Raw genomic sequence first — 15,598 nt, 5'->3', positions numbered from 1 at the left:
AAACTGCTAAACGGTAAGCTTGCATGAATTATCTCACGATTGTAGGTTGTTTATATGGATACGATGTAGTTCATTCAAATGCTTAAATCGTAGATGTTCAGCAAGCAGACAGTGAATGGCAAATGTATTAACTAACCACATATTTTTCACTAAATGAATTTTTTCTGAAAAGTTAATGATTGCTTGATATTGCTATAGTCAATTTTCTCATAAAACAAGTGAGCTTCTTTGCGTTTAAGATTAGAACGTAACAGAACACTATCACATCCAGCCAGGGAAGCCCACTGTTCAATTTGTTGCATCAAAAAACGTCCAATTCCACTATGACGATAATCTTTATCTACAACTAATCCCAAAATAATCGCTGGAGTTGGAATAACTATTGATTCACAAATATGAGCGTGCGCCCAACCAATTACATATTCATCTTCTACAGTGGCAACATACACAATATGAGCATCGTTATTTTTAATTTTAGTAAGGCGCTGCTCTATTTGTTGATTTGTCACAGAATATTCAAGTTGTCCGCAAAGACTAGCAATTCTCTCTACATCTTTAATCTCAGCTTGTCTAATTTTAATTTTCTCACCTACAGTAACTTTATTTTTCATAATTTAAAATTACAATTATCTAGTTATCCAGCGTTGCACGGATAAAACGATAGCCTATATCAATCTCTGTCAAATTGTGAATATCACTATATTTTTTGCTTCATTCTCCACTACTTAAATCTGCTGCAAGTAACTTTACTCCTTGTTCTACTAAATCTTGATTAGCTAATGCAAAAGATGATATTCCCGCGCGTACTTCTGCTTGAAGATATAACTCTGGCCGTCTCCAGCCTGCTGCTGCGAATAAATCAGATAAATCGTATGGTAACAAAAGGGGTATAGCTTCAACACGCCTTTTAGTATTACTCTGGATTAAATTAACCTGTTTGTTAAGTGGTAAAAATCGTAACGCATCTTCCCACAAAAACGGGAAATAATCATAAAGCCATATCTTTTGAGCTAATCTAATATCAAAACTTAACAAAATTATTGCCCCATCTCTAATTATTCTGTGCATTTCCTGAAAAGCTTTTTCGAGATGAGAAAAGTGATGAATTGCTAGGATACTTACAACAGCATCAACAGACTTATCTGGTAGAGGTAGATTTTCTGCATAGCCAGTAAACCACTTAATTTGCTGATGTTCTACTGCTTGTTTTTGCATAACTACAGAAGGTTCAACAGCATTAACAAAAAATCCTTTATTAGCTAGCGCTAGACTGTAACCACCAGTACCAGCACCAATATCAGCAATAATGCTACCTTTGGGTAAATTCAGTAAATCAATTATTTTATTGACAATACGGATATCAGGAACGCGAGTTTTTGAGTATTGTTGACCAATTGAATTATATATAGACATATTAGAAAATTCTTCAAAAGAATTTACAATAAACTATTTAAAATCTAGTTTTAAATAAAAAAATGTTAGTTAAACAATTCCAGCAAATTTAAGAGTTCACTTATCATAAACATTTGGTTTTGCTTCTTGTGGTAAATTTTGATATTTTCTGTTGTAATAGCAAAAATCCATTTGTGTATTATCAAAATCCTAAAATAAATATTTCATTTTTATCTCGCTGCTATATCATAAATTTCATGATGTAAATTTACATCTACAATGTAAGGATCTACAGGACGTTTAAACAATGCCATTTCCCCTAATTCATCTTTCTTTAAGTTGACATGACAAAACCATTCATCATCATTTTTATCTGGATAATCTAAGCGGTAATGATAAAGCCCCCAACGAGTTTCTTGACGATATAATGATGCTCTGGCTGCCATTTCTGCACAGTCGCGAATAAAATGAACTTCTAGACTACGCATCAATTCATGAGGGTCACGAGCGCCCATCAAATCTAATGTTTCTTGATATTGCACAAAATGTTTCAAGCCAATATCAATTTTGTTACCTGTTTTTGGTGGTTGCAGATAATCATTAACTAAGCGTCTTAATTTATATTCTACCTGGGTGTGAGGTACACCATTCGGACGAGTTAAAGGTGCATAAATTCTGGCTTTTTCAGCTTCTAAAAAATCTGTATCTGGTTCAATAAAATCCAAATCTTGGATATATTCAATTGCATGAGTTCCGGCTATGCGACCAAAAACAAATGCCCCAATCATGTAATTATGGGGAACGCTAGCCATATCTCCGGCTGCATATAAACCTGGAATGGTTGTTTGAGCATTTTCATTTACCCACACACCAGAAGCACTATGACCGCTACATAAGCCTATTTCAGAAATGTGCATCTCTACGCCGTGAGTGCGATAATCTTCATTTCTACCTTGATGAAAACGTTCTCTACTCGGTCGTTCATTCGCCCACAGTATTGATTCAATTTCAGCGATTGTATCTTCATCGAGATGGGTCATTTTCAATTGGACTGGCCCTTTTCCAGAATTTAATTCTTTCCAGATTTCCAACATCATTTGACCACTCCAATAGTCACAGCTAATGAAGCGATTTCCCTCGGCGTTGGCTGTATGTGCGCCAAAAGGCCCGGCAACATAGGCACAGGCGGGGCCGTTGTAATCTTTGATTAAAGGATTAACTTGAAAGCATTCAATATTACTAAGTTCTGCACCTGCATGATAAGCCATTGAATAGCCATCTCCGGCATTGGTAGGATTTTCATAAGTGCCGTAGAGATAGCCAGAAGCAGGTAATCCTAATCTGCCACAAGCACCCGTACATAGGATGACTGCTTTAGCTTGAATGATAATATAATCACCGTTTCTGACATCAAATCCTACTGCACCAATAGCACGTCCTGCTTTGACTAAGACGCGGGTTGCCATGACGCGATTTGTCACTTTGACTTTGTGGCGTTTAACTTGGCGAGTGAGAATTGTTTTGAGGTCTTTTCCTTCTGGCATAGGTAAGACATATTTACCCACACGATGCACTTGTTTTAAGTCATAGTTTCCTTGGGCATCTTTTTGAAATTTCACACCCCAACTTTCTAATTCTTGGATGACTTCGTAACCTAATTTACCTGTTTGATATACGGCTTTTTGGTTGACAATCCCATCATTGGCTAGGGTGATTTCACGGACGTATTGTTCTGGGGTGGAATGTCCGGGAATGACTGCGGTATTTACGCCATCCATACCCATTGCGATCGCACCACTCCGTCGGATGTTAGCCTTTTCTAAGATCAGCACCTCTGCATCGGGATTCGCTTGTTTGGCTTTAATTCCAGCCATTGTTCCGGCCGTACCGCCACCGATGACAAGTACATCCGTTTTTATTTGTTGGGTATTGATGTCCATAAGCTTTTGCGAGTAGGAGAAACTTCTAAGATTTATTACCGTTCCAAACAATATCTTTGACTTGGATTTGCTTGGGAACTAGCTTGATTTTGTAAAAAGTATCGGCAATGTTTTGTTGCTGAGTGATTACTTCATCTGTTAGCGGTAAAACGCCATATTTTCGCCGTTTTTCGGCAATTTCTAATGCTGCTGCGGGAATCCCTAACTCTGGTTCTAAAAACTTGGCAACTTCTTCTGGATTATTTGTTGCCCATTCATTTACTTTGCTGACTTCATCTAACAGGGTTTTTAACAAATCTGGATGAGAATTAACAAACTCTTGACGCGCAAGATAGTAACCCCGATTCGGTGCTAAATTTGTCGCATCTGTTAATTTTCTAACCTTTGTGTCGTGTTCAACTGCTGCTAGGTAAGGGTCCCAAATTGCCCAAGCATCAACGTTACCACCAGTAAATGCTGCACGGGCATCTGCTGGTGTTAGATGTGCTGGTTGAATGTCACTATACTTTAATCCGGCAGCTTCTACAGCTTTGACAACAAGATAGTTACTGTTCGAGCCTTTAGCAAAGGCTAATTTTTTCCCTTTCAGGTCAGCAACCGTTTTAATTGGTGAATCTTTCGGTACAATAATTGCTTCAGCTTTGGGACTCCAAGGATCGTAAGCAACATAAAGCAAGGGAGTACCTCCGGCTTGGGCAAATATTGGTGGTGATTCACCTGTATAGCCAAAGTCAATACTACCTGCGTTCATTGCTTCTAGCATGGGTGGCCCGGCGGGAAATTCTGCCCATGTCACTGAAGCACCAGCAGTCGTTAAAGTTTGCGCTAAATTGCCTCGGTTTTTGAGAGCGCTGAGAATAGTTGCTGCTTTTTGATAGCCGATACGAACTACCACACCTTGATTTGCTGTCTGTGTTGCTACAGAGTTACCTGTATTGTTGGCAGAACACGCAGATATCACAAGAGTCAAAGTTAACCCGCAGGTAAAGAATAAGGCAAATATGCCAATTCTAGATATTTCATAATTTTGAAGAAGGCTGCTGACAATCTTCATCAGTCGATTTGGTAAATACTTGGCGAGCATACGTACATTTAAACTATAAGCAATATAAATACTACGATAAATCAGGCAATTTACCGTATTTTATGATGGAATATTCACATATATAAGCTGCAAATGCAAGATCCGAAAAAGTATGTCTAGGGGTAAAATACTTAACCTGACCAAAAACTTGCACTCCATGACTGCAAAGGCTTGATCCGAATGACACTAAGAAAAGGCGAAAGGCTTGTGTCATCTCGTTCCCAGTCTGAAAACTGGGAATGTGTTCCAAGAGGCTCTGCCTCTGGTCAAGCCACTGGAGGCGGAGCCTCCGAGAAGGGTTCCCAGCCTCCAGGCTGGGAACCAGTTAGAGCAAAGCTTATAGCTTTTCTTAGTGCCATTCGGCTTGATCCTTAGTTGTATCCCTCTCTTAAGAATCAAGCCTACTGAAATTAACTTTGATAGGGGCGCGGTAGTTGGCGTAGTTTATGAGCAGTATCTAATTCACTATTGTTTTTTCTGCCATATCCCCAACCCAAGATGCGACGATATTCACCCATGATGCCACTTTCAATTAATTCATCCTCATTGACTGCAACATTGATATGAGATTCGGGTGCAACATAGAGCGCATCCGCAGGACAATATGCTTCACACATGAAACAGGTTTGACAGTCTTCCTGTCGAGCGATCGCAGGTGGCTGGTTAGGTACGGAGTCAAAGACATTGGTAGGGCATACTTGAACGCACAGATTGCAATTGATACAGAGTTTATGGCTGACAAGCTCGATCATGATTCTGCTCCTATTACAACTTTGATACAGAGGGTGTGGTTTGAGTGGTTAGTGCTGGTGGTGTAGCGATCGCATCCTTAATCCAATCGCGCCTCACCCAAAGTCTTTCTAAGCCACCAGTTGCTTGGTAATAACGCTGATTTGGATCGGTTTCGGGATAGTCCATACGAAGATGTTCGCTGCGTGTTTCCGTGCGATGTAAAGCACTAAAGTATGCCCATCGCGCTACAGCCGTCAGAGCAGCCGCTCGACGAGAAAATTCCACATCGCGCACTGTATCTTGTTTCGGGTTCCCTTGTACTTGCTGCCACAGGGTTTCTAATTTGGCGAGGGAATCCAGAAGTCCCTGCTCAGAACGCAAATAATTCTTCTCTAACGGGAACATTTGGTCTTGTACGCCGCGCACGATCGCCTCACTATCGAATGTTTCCGAAGATGGTGAAGGCGATGAGCTACGCCCCGCCATAGGCGATCGCAATCCCACTTGACCAGCAGGACGCGCAACCCGTTCATTTGCTTGAGCGCCCAGACTTTTCGCAAAGGTAGCTGCCCCAACTCCAGCCCATTGCCCTGTAGAGATTGCCCAAGCAGCATTGGGGCCACCGCCTCCAGAAGCTAACCCGGCTAGAAACTCCCGTGATGCAGCATCACCGGCGGCGTAGAGACCAGGAACTTTTGTACCGCAACTATCATCCGTCAAACGGATTCCACCTGTACCACGGACTGTACCTTCTAAAATTAGCGTTACAGGCACTCGTTCTGTATAGGGATCAATGCCAGCTTTTTTATACGGTAGAAAAGAGATGAAATGAGACTTTTCAATTACTGCCTTGACTTCAGGCGTGGCTCGATCCAAACGAGCATAAACGGAGCCTTTCAGAAGAGCATTGGGAAGGAACGATGGATCGCGACGACCATTGATATAGCCACCAAGATCGTTACCTGCTTCATCAGTGTAACTAGCCCAGCCAAAGGGAACACCCCGCGTCACTGTGGCATTAAAAGCGGTCGAAATTGCATAGTGATTGGAAGCTTCCATACTAGAGAGTTCGCCACCAGCTTCTACTGCCATCAGCAGCCCATCACCGGTATTAGTATTGCACCCTAATGCTTTACTCAAGAATGCACAACCGCCATTCGCCAAGACTACTGCACCAGCACGAACGGTATAGCTACGATGATGTTGCCTCTGCACACCTCTTGCCCCAGCGACTGAGCCATCGTCAGCCAATAAAAGTTCTAGAGCCGGACTTTGGTCGAAAATTTGCACACCAACACGCAAGAGGTTTTTACGAAGTACCCGCATATATTCAGGCCCATAATAGCTCTGACGCACGGATTCCCCATTTTCCTTGGGGAAACGATAGCCCCAATCTTCTACTAAGGGCAAACTGAGCCAAGTTTTTTCGATCACACGCTCAATCCAACGTGAGTTAGCGAGGTTTTTTCCTATGCGATAACGCTCCGATAAAACTTTGTCCCAATTCTCTGGAGAAGGAGCCATGATACCGTTACCACTGGCAGCAGCTGCACCGCTTGTACCCAGAAAACCTTTATCAACAATGATGACTTTGACTCCTTGGGATGCGGCTGCCCATGCTGCCCATGCTGCGGCAGGGCCACCACCAATTACCAGTACATCAGCAGATAGGTGTAGTTCATTGTCTGTTAGCAATTCCTTGTCCTCCTTTTTGGCAGTCACATATTTCTTTGCCAGTGTGAGGGGCTTCTACAGGCAAAAATCTACCCGCCTGCATTTTCCCTAACCTTTAAGCACCACTTTTTGCTAGTAATTCGTCATCGGTGCCATCTTCGCCAATGAGCTAATATACTGGCGTGTTTTGCTCATCTGTTTTTTTGTCTATAAACTTGCGTTAGCAGTAGCTATACCGGAGGTATCGCTGATTTGTCTGACTAAATTATGCAGTAGATAGAGTTTGCACAATATATACAAAGAGTGTGTACGGCTAATTACACTTAGCATGATACTCTAATTATTAGTTTCTCAAACATTAAGCCTTGCAAGTTAATTTCTTATCCGGTTGGAACTGGTGTACTTGAAACCGAATGACACAAGGAAAATAAATTCTTTCCTCCTACCCCCTCAATTTTGGATTTGTGATTTTGGATTTTAGATTGTTTAATCCAAAATCTAAAATCTAAAATCTAAAATTCTTCTGCCTTCTGCCCCCTGCCTCCTTTCAGCCAACAATTAAGCAACTTTTTGCAAGTGTTGCACGCGAGGCATAACTTCTTGGGCAAAACGTGTCATCTCCCGGACAAAGGGATTAAATTGCAGCATGAAAGGATCGATACCTGCATCAACAAAAGCTGCAACGCGAGTTGCAACTGTATCATAGCTGCCAACCAATCCTGCGGCTGTGCCACCATTGCCGCCAACAGCAGGGTTTTTGGCAAAGAGTTGGAACATGACGGCTTCTGCATCAACTCCTTTAGCAACACTTAACTTATATTGTTCTTCCAACTTTTGCAGTGCCATGAGTCGTTCTAGTTCTGCTTGCGCTTCTTCGTCTGTAGTCCGGGCAATGACAAAGGCTGACAGACCAAAGCGGACTGGTTGGGCTAAGAAACGTGGTCGGCTCAAAACTTGTTTAATTACTTTACGGACATCTTCAATCGGCTGACCGTTGATGAAGTAAACATCAGCTTGTTGAGCTGCTAAAATCTGTGCTGGATCTGATGCTCCTCCCAGGTAGATACGAGGATAGGGTTGAGCAACAGAGAAGGGTCGGAGGCTCAAATCTTGGATTTTGAAATATTCACCCTCGAAGTTCACCCTCTCACCGCTCCACAAAGCTCTAACAACCTGCAACCATTCACCAGAATAGCGATAACGTTCATCATGGGGAGGGAAGGGGATATTAGTACGCTCCATTTCTGGGCGAAACCAAGCACTAATTAGGTTTATGGCAAAACGTCCATGACTTATAGCATCAATTCCCAGGGCCATCTTGGCTAGAACGGCTGGATGAAATAATAAAGGTTTAATCGCGGCAATAATTTCTATACTTTCCGTAGCTTCAGCTAACGCGGCACAAGCTGTCCAAGTTTCCAACTGTTCTAAATCCAGACTACGGGGATTGGCAAGGTGCTGTGCGACTAAAGTGGTGACATATCCTAAACGTTCTGCTTCTAATACTAGCGATCGCGTGCGTTCATAACTAGCATCAATCGGTTCATCTGGTGTATTGAGAGGGCCAAAGTTACCCCCAACAGGAACCCAAATACCATAGCGTGGTTCTGACATTTTTGCCTCCAAATTAAATGGGGACTGAGGAGATAATACCTTCGCCAAAACAAGAGTATGAAGAGAGAGGGCGTTCTGTAGTAGAGTTGTTGTCTTCCCAAACGACAACTCAAAAACTACAATTTTGCCCATGTTCGACATCCTATCACTCTTACAATGCCTGCTACCACAGATAAACGCTACAACAATGCGGCAGTTGAACCAAATAATCTTGGCTATGTTAGCAATGAACGGCCGAGTAACTATGTTAGGAATATCACGAAGATTTTATGAACCTGGGACAAACTGCTGTGACTAATGCTGCTAATCTAGCATTCTTCATGGTTAATTTATCCCACCATCTTCTCGCTGATTTTCGTCACCACAATCCCGGTTCCGGCATTATTGACCTTAAGGCTCACTACCGTGGTTTTCGATATGTTAATGAAATCTTAAAAATGCTTCCGGAAATGCCTGAGCCTATTTTATTAAATCAGATTTTTGCCAAGCTTACTTCTTTGGGACGTATTCATGCCGTTTCTACGGGCTTTAAAGCCTCGTAAATTGGCAATGGTATTGAAATAAGCAATAGTAACCTGAGTTCGGGATAAGAAATCCTCAAAAGCCTTGAATTATCGTTGTCCGGTCTAAAGCTCTGTTTTCATCTATTGTCAATAAGGCATATTGCTGAGATTAGTTTCATTTGTGAACCTTATTGACAAAATGATTCCACTTTTATCCCTGCTTTGATCAATTCCAGTTTTATTCAATCCTGACAGAATAAGCTTTTTAGCTTCTGGCTTAACCCGAACTCAGGTAATAGTAATCTTTGCTCTAACCACCCCTATCCGCTAAACTCAGAAATGCTGCGTTATTCCTCATCATGTCCGATTCCCAAACTGTTAGTGCTGCTGTTGCCAAACTCTACAATACCTACCCCTTTCCGCCGGAAGCCCTGTTGGATGAACCACCTCCAGGCTACAACTGGCGCTGGAATTGGCTAGCTGCTCATAACTTCTGCACAGGTCAAAAACCCCAAAGGCAAGATATTCGGATTTTAGATGCAGGTTGCGGTACGGGTGTGGGTACAGAATACTTGGTTCACCTCAATCCTCAAGCTTCGGTTGTGGGAATTGATCTCAGTACTGGCGCTTTAGCTGTAGCCAAAGAACGTTGTCAGCGTTCAGGCGCTAACCGCGTTGAATTTCATCACCTCAGTTTGTTTGATGTAGAACAGTTACCGGGTGAGTTTGATTTAATTAACTGTGTTGGCGTTTTGCATCATACTCCCGATCCCATTCGCGGTATTCAAGCTTTGGCGAAGAAGTTAGCCCCAGGCGGCTTAATGCACATTTTTGTGTATGGGGAATTGGGGCGTTGGGAAATTCAACTCATGCAAAAAGCGATCGCACTTCTTCAAGGTGACAAAAAAGGCGACTACCGCGATGGTGTCCAAGTCGGGCGACAAATATTTGCTTCTCTACCAGAAAATAACCGAATTGTCAAATACGATAAACAACGTTGGTCGCTAGAAAACAACAAGGATGAATACTTTGCTGATATGTACGTTCATCCTCAAGAAATTGACTACAACATTGAAACGCTATTTGAATTAATCGATGCTTCGGGATTGGAATTTATTGGTTTCTCGAATCCGAGTTTCTGGGATTTAGAGAGACTTTTGGGTAAAGCACCAGAGTTAGTAGAACGGGCAAAAGAATTGAGCGATCGCCAGCTTTATCGCCTGATAGAATTATTAGACCCAGAAGTGACTCATTACGAGTTTTTCCTCGGTCGTCCTCCCTTAATCAAAGCTGACTGGTCGGAAGATAAGACCCTACTGGCAGCGATTCCCGAACTGAATCCTTGTCTTGAGGGATTTCCCAGTCAATGTTTCTTTAATTACGATTACCAAATTGTTAATTTGTCTGTAGCAGAGTTTGAGTTTATGCAAAGATGCGATCAAAACTCCACAGTTGCAGAGATATTGACAAATGTAGAACTGGGATTGGATGGGGTAAGAACGCTCCTGCAACAGCAGTTGATTTTATTGACACCTGCTTAAAGAATTAAAGTAGAAAATATCATTGTGGGATGGGCTTTTCGGCTATCCCACAATGAGATATTTATCCTACAACAGCCGAACTTGCCACCTTCTCTTGTCTTTGGGAAGGCGGACGCATTCCCAAACCAAGTAAATTCAGCATTTCTCGGTCAGTATCGTAATCTGGACAGGGAGTTGTCACCGTCAACATCTTGTTGTCGTCGCTAGAAAAGATAGAATTGGCTCCTGCCATAAAGCAGAAAGCTTGCTCAACTTGAGAAAGTCTCGCCCTTCCAGCACTAAGACGCACATCGGAAGCTGGCATTAAAATCCTGGCTGTGGCAATCATCCGCACGATATCCCAAATGGGGACATCAGGCTGATTTTCTAAGGGTGTTCCCGGTACTTGTGAAAGAATATTAATTGGCACGGATTCTGGATGGGGATGTAAGTTTGCCAGAGTTTGTAACATCCCAACCCGGTCATCGACAGTTTCGCCTAAGCCCAGGATACCGCCGGAACAAACAGTAACATTTGTCTGACGGACATTCTCAATTGTGTTCAAGCGATCGCTATATGTTCTCGTGGTAATAATTGTGCTGTAATATTCCTGCGAGGTATCTAAGTTATGGTTGTAGGCGTAAAGTCCTGCTTCTGACAATTTTCTAGCTTGATTTGCCGTCAACATACCCAGAGTGCAGCACACTTCTAAACCCATTGCAGTCACATCCTTGACCATTTCCAGGACTTCCTCAAATTGTGAGTTATCCCGGACTTCGCGCCAAGCAGCACCCATACAAATGCGACTAACACCAGTTTCTTTAGCTTTTTGGGCGATGTTAACTACCGTTTCCTTTTCTAGGAGTGCTTGCGCCTTTACCTCTGTTTTATAGCGGGAAGATTGGGCGCAGTAGCTACAATCTTCTGGACACCCTCCGGTTTTGATAGATATAAGCTTACAAACTTGTATTTTTGTTGGGTCATGATATTGGCGATGCACGCTAGCAGCTTGATAAATAAGCTCTAGCAATGGCGTGTTGTATATCGCCCGAATCTCTAATTCCTGCCAATCGTAGCGTATTCCCACCACATCACTATCCTTCTTGTAGACTGGGTTAAATCTTAAGCTGTCTTTTGCTTAAATCTGCTGCGGTACAGCCTTTGGGCAAAGCTATTTTATCGAAGTTGTACCCTGGACTGTGCTTTATCACCCATTGGCTCTCAATCGTTCCGCTCTAGATATTAGACATCAGCTTATCAAGATTTTGGTTGAATGGCAGATTAAGAGCAAAAATACTCACTCTGTCTTTTGTTTTTGTAAAGGGCATTGGGCATTTATACTTCTCGGCTAAAGGGAAAAGGGGAAAGGGAAAAGAAAAAACCTTTAACCCAAACCCAGTAACCTTTTCCCAAAACCCGATTCCGAATTAAAAATGCGTAACCGAGAAGTATTGCATTGAGCATTAAGAACTTGTACTGAGCTTTGCTGTTGGCGTGGTAAGAAAGCTTTATCGTTCGCGCAGCGTCTCGTAGAGAAGTGTAGCCTCTCATAAAGAAGTTTTAGACATTAGCAAGACTTATGTAACTGGCGTGCGAATTATATTCCCCCTAGCTGCTAAACCACAGGTTATGAGAGAATTTATAAAATTTAGAGAATGTTTTGGGAAGAGATCCCGCCGATTGAGTAATTTATGATATCAGAACTGCCAATAATTGCAAGCGATCGCCTATTATTACGAGCAGCGATCCATGAAGATATACCCCAAATTCTCAAATACTTCATTGGTAACAAAACTTATCTCACTCCATTTTACCCTCTTTGGGCTGATGGTTTTTTCACTGAAGAATATTGGCAATATCAAATAGAGAATAGTTTTCTAGAATTTATCAATGGGCAATCGTTAAAATTATTTATTTTTCCCAAAAGAAATCCTACTGTAGTTATTGGAACGGTCAATTTTAGTAATTTTGTCCGAGGAGCCGCTCATTTTTGCTATGTGGGATATAGCCTTGCTGAAAATCAACAAGGTAAAGGATATATGACAGAGGGTTTAAAATCTGCAACTCAATATCTATTTGAAGAGTTAAATTTTCACCGCATTATGGCTAATTATATGCCTCACAATCGGCGCAGTGGTAATGTACTCAAAAGACTCGGTTTTGTCGTTGAAGGATACGCTAGAGACTATTTATTAATTAATGGGCAATGGGAAGATCATATTTTGACAAGTCTTACAAATCCTTATTGGAAAGAACCTAAAATTTAAACAAGCTGAGGATTATTGTCAATATTATTTATTTAACTTATCTATTAAAACTGCTTTTAAATCAGTTTATTTATAATTCATAATTATTAACCTTCTTAGTCAATTTATACAAATAAGTCGTTCTTAAATTACACTCAAATACTCATTTGGAATATTTGAGCAATACCCCTCTTACAGCTATTCGCAATACTATCATATCTATATGAGAATGAATTTAATATATCAGTTGTAACCTCTACAAATTCATAGTAAATTCATCATAAATACACAACAACTCCACAGGCAAATGCAATAGTAATATTTGTTCGCTAACTAGCTGAGTTACTAAAGTTAGCTTTAGCCGATGTGTCCAATTTTCTTAAACAGTTGAGGAGTTTTTTAAAATGCTCATTAATTCTATAAAGCGCTTATCTGTCTTTTCTACTATCTTCGCTTTTGCTACCGTCTTAAACGGAGTTGTTTTAGCAGCACCAGGCCCAAATCCCAGCACTACACCAGCCTTAAAAACTCAGACTAGTGCTGCATCACACCAGCCTATCAAACTCACACAGCAACAGCGTCTACAAATCCAAGCGGCTCGCCAGCAAAGAGACAAGGATATTGAGGCTCTATTAAACCCGTCCCAAGATACTAAATTTAAAGCAGCACTGCAATCCCGTCAGAGAATCAGAATAGTGTTAAAATCTTTGGATCTGAATCCAGATCAACAGAAACAGGTTCAATCAATTTTGCAAGCTTATAACCTGCAAGTGAAAAAAATTCTAGCTTCACAGGTATCACAAACAACATCTAAGTAGGGGCGCAAGCCCTTGCGCCCTTACCACATGGTCTATTTACCTGAAAATAGCTGTAAGTTTAAGTTTCAGAAGACTGGCAGATTTTATCCAAACTTCGGTTGAGCCAGTCTTATTTTTTTATATGCAAAACTTTATCAAAACAGAAGTCAGGAGTCAGGAGTCAGAAACCAAAATTCAGTTGGTTATTTTGTGCGCCTGCCAGATTTTAGATATGGATCGCTTTTTGCGTCTATGCTGATGATGCTGAAGCCAGAGGTAGTATTAAAGGAAGAATGAATTAGCTTTGCTCGTAATGACTCTGGCTGAAACTCCAAACGACAAGAATTCTAGCAATCCTTTTCTCACCCTCAACTACGAAACCGCCTTAGAATCTCTAGGTGGCGACTACTACGATGAGGTTGCAGCGGCAGAATTTCCTCAACACCTCCTGCGTTGGCGTAACGATGAACTATTACCCCGTTTCGGTCTAGACCCCCAAGTAGTCAAAGACGAAGATTTCATCGCAGCCTTTGGCCAATTTCAGGGACGCAAACCGTTGTTAGCACTGCGTTACCACGGCTACCAATTTGGTGAATATAACGGACAGTTGGGTGATGGTAGAGGCTTTCTCTACGGGCAAGTACGCGCCAATGATGGCGAATTATACGATTTTGGCACTAAAGGTTCTGGGAGAACGCCCTACTCCCGTGGTGGCGATGGTATGCTCACGCTTAAAGGTGGGGTGCGGGAAGTTCTGGCTGCGGAAGCACTGCACTACTTGGGTGTACGTACCTCGCGCTGTCTGAGCATGATTGAAACAGGTTTACCACTCTGGCGGGGCGATGAACCTTCACCTACCCGTTCATCTGTGATGGTTAGGATGAGCAGTTCGCATATTCGGTTTGGCACTTTTGAGCGACTGCACTATTTCCAGCGTCCAGATTTAACTAAGAAGTTATTAGACCACGTAATTGAGCAGTATTATCGACACTTAAGTACTGAACAAGATAAATATGGCTTGTTTTACGCCGAATTAGTTAAACGGGTTGCACAACTAGTAGCGCAGTGGATGGCGGCTGGCTTTTGTCATGCAGTCCTGAATACTGACAATATGTCGATTACGGGAGAAAGCTTTGATTATGGGCCTTATGCATTTATCCCTACTTATGACCCATACTTTATAGCTGCATATTTTGACTATTCTGGACGCTACTGTTACAGTAATCAACCAATTATTTGCAAGCTGAATTTAGAAATGCTCCAGGAACCTTTAAAGGCGATTATTAATAAAGGCGATATGGAGACTAGTTTAGCTAGGTTTGATGAATATTATCAAGCTGAATATAGTTCTTTGATGTTGAAAAAGTTGGGTTTTGTAGAGTTGCAACATCCACAAGCTAAAGAACTCTTAAATCTCACGATTGAATTCTTGAAAGCGAGCCAAGTTGGTTATCACCAATTCTTCTATGAGATGGCTCGCACTTTTTCATCTAAATGGCGAGATGAACCAGGTTTTGTAATGAATAGTTCAGATATTGTACCAGTACCGGGCGCATCAGCAATTTTTGATGATTGGTGCATAGCATACCACAAAATCTTGAATGATTTTGATAGCGATCGCACTGATATAATTGCTCAAACTCTAGCTGTTAATAACCCCAAAACTGTATTATTAAGACCTGTGATTGAATCGATTTGGGAAGCAATTGCTCAGGAAGATAATTGGCAACCTTTTTATGACTTAATCAAGGCAATTCAGTCTAGAAGGTAGTCAATTTCCAGCTACTTTCTTTTTAAGATAGTACTTCTCATTTGTATGCAATACACTCTGACCTCTCTCCTTTTAGGAGAGAGGCTTTGAGACTTACTCCCCAACGCTAGCAGGGAAGGGGCTGGGGGTTAGGTCTGTATTCCATACAATTGAGAACCGCTATATTATGACTTTTTGTGCTTGGTGAGTGGTAAGCTGTTCCAGCTTTAATTTGCATAATTAGGGCGGGAAAGATGCCATTGGTGTCAAGTTAAGAAAATTAGAGTCTTGTCAAGTGGGTAAAATTCAATGGTTAAACTCAAAACAGTGGTGTTGATTTGAGTCA

General features: G+C 41.6%; 13 protein-coding genes and 1 pseudogene. 6 read left to right on the top strand and 8 right to left on the bottom strand.

Annotated features, from left to right (window positions below):
* Positions 1–149: 149 nt before the first annotated feature.
* The 4 genes from V7K45_RS29765 to V7K45_RS29750 all read right to left on the bottom strand — a co-directional run bounded on the left by V7K45_RS29765 (position 150) and on the right by V7K45_RS29750 (position 4,416).
* Positions 150–611 carry a GNAT family N-acetyltransferase gene (locus V7K45_RS29765; protein ID WP_335009100.1) on the bottom strand — a complete coding sequence of 154 codons (462 nt, stop codon included), beginning with the start codon at positions 609–611 and terminating at the stop codon, positions 150–152.
* A 100-nt stretch (positions 612–711) separates the two neighbouring features.
* Positions 712–1,413, bottom strand: coding sequence for a class I SAM-dependent methyltransferase (locus tag V7K45_RS29760; protein ID WP_335009098.1), 702 nt, complete (start codon positions 1,411–1,413; stop codon positions 712–714).
* Positions 1,414–1,622: 209 nt separating this feature from the next.
* Entirely contained in the window at positions 1,623–3,332 is a 1,710-nt protein-coding gene (locus V7K45_RS29755; RefSeq protein WP_335009096.1) for a fumarate reductase/succinate dehydrogenase flavoprotein subunit, read from the bottom strand.
* Positions 3,333–3,357: 25 nt separating this feature from the next.
* A complete protein-coding gene (locus V7K45_RS29750; RefSeq protein WP_335009094.1) occupies positions 3,358–4,416 on the bottom strand; it encodes a sulfonate ABC transporter substrate-binding protein in 1,059 nt (352 codons plus the stop codon).
* A 180-nt stretch (positions 4,417–4,596) separates the two neighbouring features.
* Between V7K45_RS29750 and V7K45_RS29745 the strand changes: the two genes are divergently transcribed.
* Positions 4,597–4,791: a hypothetical protein gene (locus V7K45_RS29745; RefSeq protein WP_335009092.1), complete on the top strand. Its 195-nt coding sequence runs from the start codon at positions 4,597–4,599 to the stop codon at positions 4,789–4,791.
* Between the two features lie 35 nt (positions 4,792–4,826).
* On the opposite strand, the gene V7K45_RS29740 is transcribed toward V7K45_RS29745, so the two are convergent.
* The 3 genes from V7K45_RS29740 to V7K45_RS29730 all read right to left on the bottom strand — a co-directional run bounded on the left by V7K45_RS29740 (position 4,827) and on the right by V7K45_RS29730 (position 8,436).
* Positions 4,827–5,168 (bottom strand): 4Fe-4S binding protein, encoded by a 342-nt coding sequence (locus V7K45_RS29740; RefSeq protein WP_335009090.1) that lies wholly within the window; start codon positions 5,166–5,168, stop codon positions 4,827–4,829.
* A gap of 13 nt (positions 5,169–5,181) precedes the next feature.
* Positions 5,182–6,870, bottom strand: a complete 1,689-nt coding sequence (locus V7K45_RS29735; protein WP_335009088.1) for an FAD-binding protein — start codon at positions 6,868–6,870, stop codon at positions 5,182–5,184.
* A 510-nt stretch (positions 6,871–7,380) separates the two neighbouring features.
* Positions 7,381–8,436 carry an LLM class flavin-dependent oxidoreductase gene (locus V7K45_RS29730; RefSeq protein WP_335009086.1) on the bottom strand — a complete coding sequence of 352 codons (1,056 nt, stop codon included), beginning with the start codon at positions 8,434–8,436 and terminating at the stop codon, positions 7,381–7,383.
* Between the two features lie 260 nt (positions 8,437–8,696).
* On the opposite strand from V7K45_RS29730, the pseudogene V7K45_RS29725 reads away from it, so the two are divergent.
* A pseudogene (locus V7K45_RS29725) lies at positions 8,697–8,978 on the top strand (IS4 family transposase); the annotation flags it as partial.
* Positions 8,979–9,298: 320 nt separating this feature from the next.
* Positions 9,299–10,480: a class I SAM-dependent methyltransferase gene (locus tag V7K45_RS29720; RefSeq protein ID WP_335009084.1), complete on the top strand. Its 1,182-nt coding sequence runs from the start codon at positions 9,299–9,301 to the stop codon at positions 10,478–10,480.
* A 61-nt stretch (positions 10,481–10,541) separates the two neighbouring features.
* On the opposite strand, the gene bioB is transcribed toward V7K45_RS29720, so the two are convergent.
* The gene (gene bioB / locus V7K45_RS29715) at positions 10,542–11,549 is read right to left on the bottom strand and encodes a biotin synthase BioB (RefSeq protein ID WP_292733636.1); all 1,008 of its coding nucleotides are present in this window, start codon (positions 11,547–11,549) and stop codon (positions 10,542–10,544) included.
* Between the two features lie 601 nt (positions 11,550–12,150).
* Here bioB and V7K45_RS29710 point away from each other — a divergent pair.
* The 3 genes from V7K45_RS29710 (at position 12,151) to V7K45_RS29700 (ending at position 15,273) form a co-directional block, all read left to right on the top strand.
* Positions 12,151–12,726: a GNAT family N-acetyltransferase gene (locus V7K45_RS29710; protein ID WP_335009081.1), complete on the top strand. Its 576-nt coding sequence runs from the start codon at positions 12,151–12,153 to the stop codon at positions 12,724–12,726.
* A gap of 383 nt (positions 12,727–13,109) precedes the next feature.
* On the top strand, positions 13,110–13,523 hold the full coding sequence (locus tag V7K45_RS29705) for a hypothetical protein (RefSeq protein WP_335009079.1): 414 nt from the start codon (positions 13,110–13,112) through the stop codon (positions 13,521–13,523).
* Between the two features lie 292 nt (positions 13,524–13,815).
* A complete protein-coding gene (locus V7K45_RS29700; protein WP_335009077.1) occupies positions 13,816–15,273 on the top strand; it encodes a protein adenylyltransferase SelO in 1,458 nt (485 codons plus the stop codon).
* Positions 15,274–15,598: the final 325 nt, after the last annotated feature.

Origin of the sequence: Nostoc sp., from assembly GCF_036917375.1 — a bacterium.
In the GTDB taxonomy this organism is placed as follows: domain Bacteria; phylum Cyanobacteriota; class Cyanobacteriia; order Cyanobacteriales; family Nostocaceae; genus Nostoc.
This window is presented reverse-complemented; position numbering and strand designations above follow the sequence as displayed.

Coding starts and splice junctions, on each gene's coding strand:
- V7K45_RS29750 (WP_335009094.1), bottom strand. CDS start 4,416: ATGCTCGCCAAGTATTTACCAAATCGACTGATGAAGATTGTCAGCAGC.
- V7K45_RS29730 (WP_335009086.1), bottom strand. CDS start 8,436: ATGTCAGAACCACGCTATGGTATTTGGGTTCCTGTTGGGGGTAACTTT.
- V7K45_RS29710 (WP_335009081.1), top strand. CDS start 12,151: ATGATATCAGAACTGCCAATAATTGCAAGCGATCGCCTATTATTACGA.
- V7K45_RS29700 (WP_335009077.1), top strand. CDS start 13,816: ATGACTCTGGCTGAAACTCCAAACGACAAGAATTCTAGCAATCCTTTT.
- V7K45_RS29755 (WP_335009096.1), bottom strand. CDS start 3,332: ATGGACATCAATACCCAACAAATAAAAACGGATGTACTTGTCATCGGT.
- V7K45_RS29720 (WP_335009084.1), top strand. CDS start 9,299: ATGTCCGATTCCCAAACTGTTAGTGCTGCTGTTGCCAAACTCTACAAT.
- V7K45_RS29765 (WP_335009100.1), bottom strand. CDS start 611: ATGAAAAATAAAGTTACTGTAGGTGAGAAAATTAAAATTAGACAAGCT.
- V7K45_RS29705 (WP_335009079.1), top strand. CDS start 13,110: ATGCTCATTAATTCTATAAAGCGCTTATCTGTCTTTTCTACTATCTTC.
- V7K45_RS29745 (WP_335009092.1), top strand. CDS start 4,597: ATGACACTAAGAAAAGGCGAAAGGCTTGTGTCATCTCGTTCCCAGTCT.
- V7K45_RS29760 (WP_335009098.1), bottom strand. CDS start 1,413: ATGTCTATATATAATTCAATTGGTCAACAATACTCAAAAACTCGCGTT.
- V7K45_RS29740 (WP_335009090.1), bottom strand. CDS start 5,168: ATGATCGAGCTTGTCAGCCATAAACTCTGTATCAATTGCAATCTGTGC.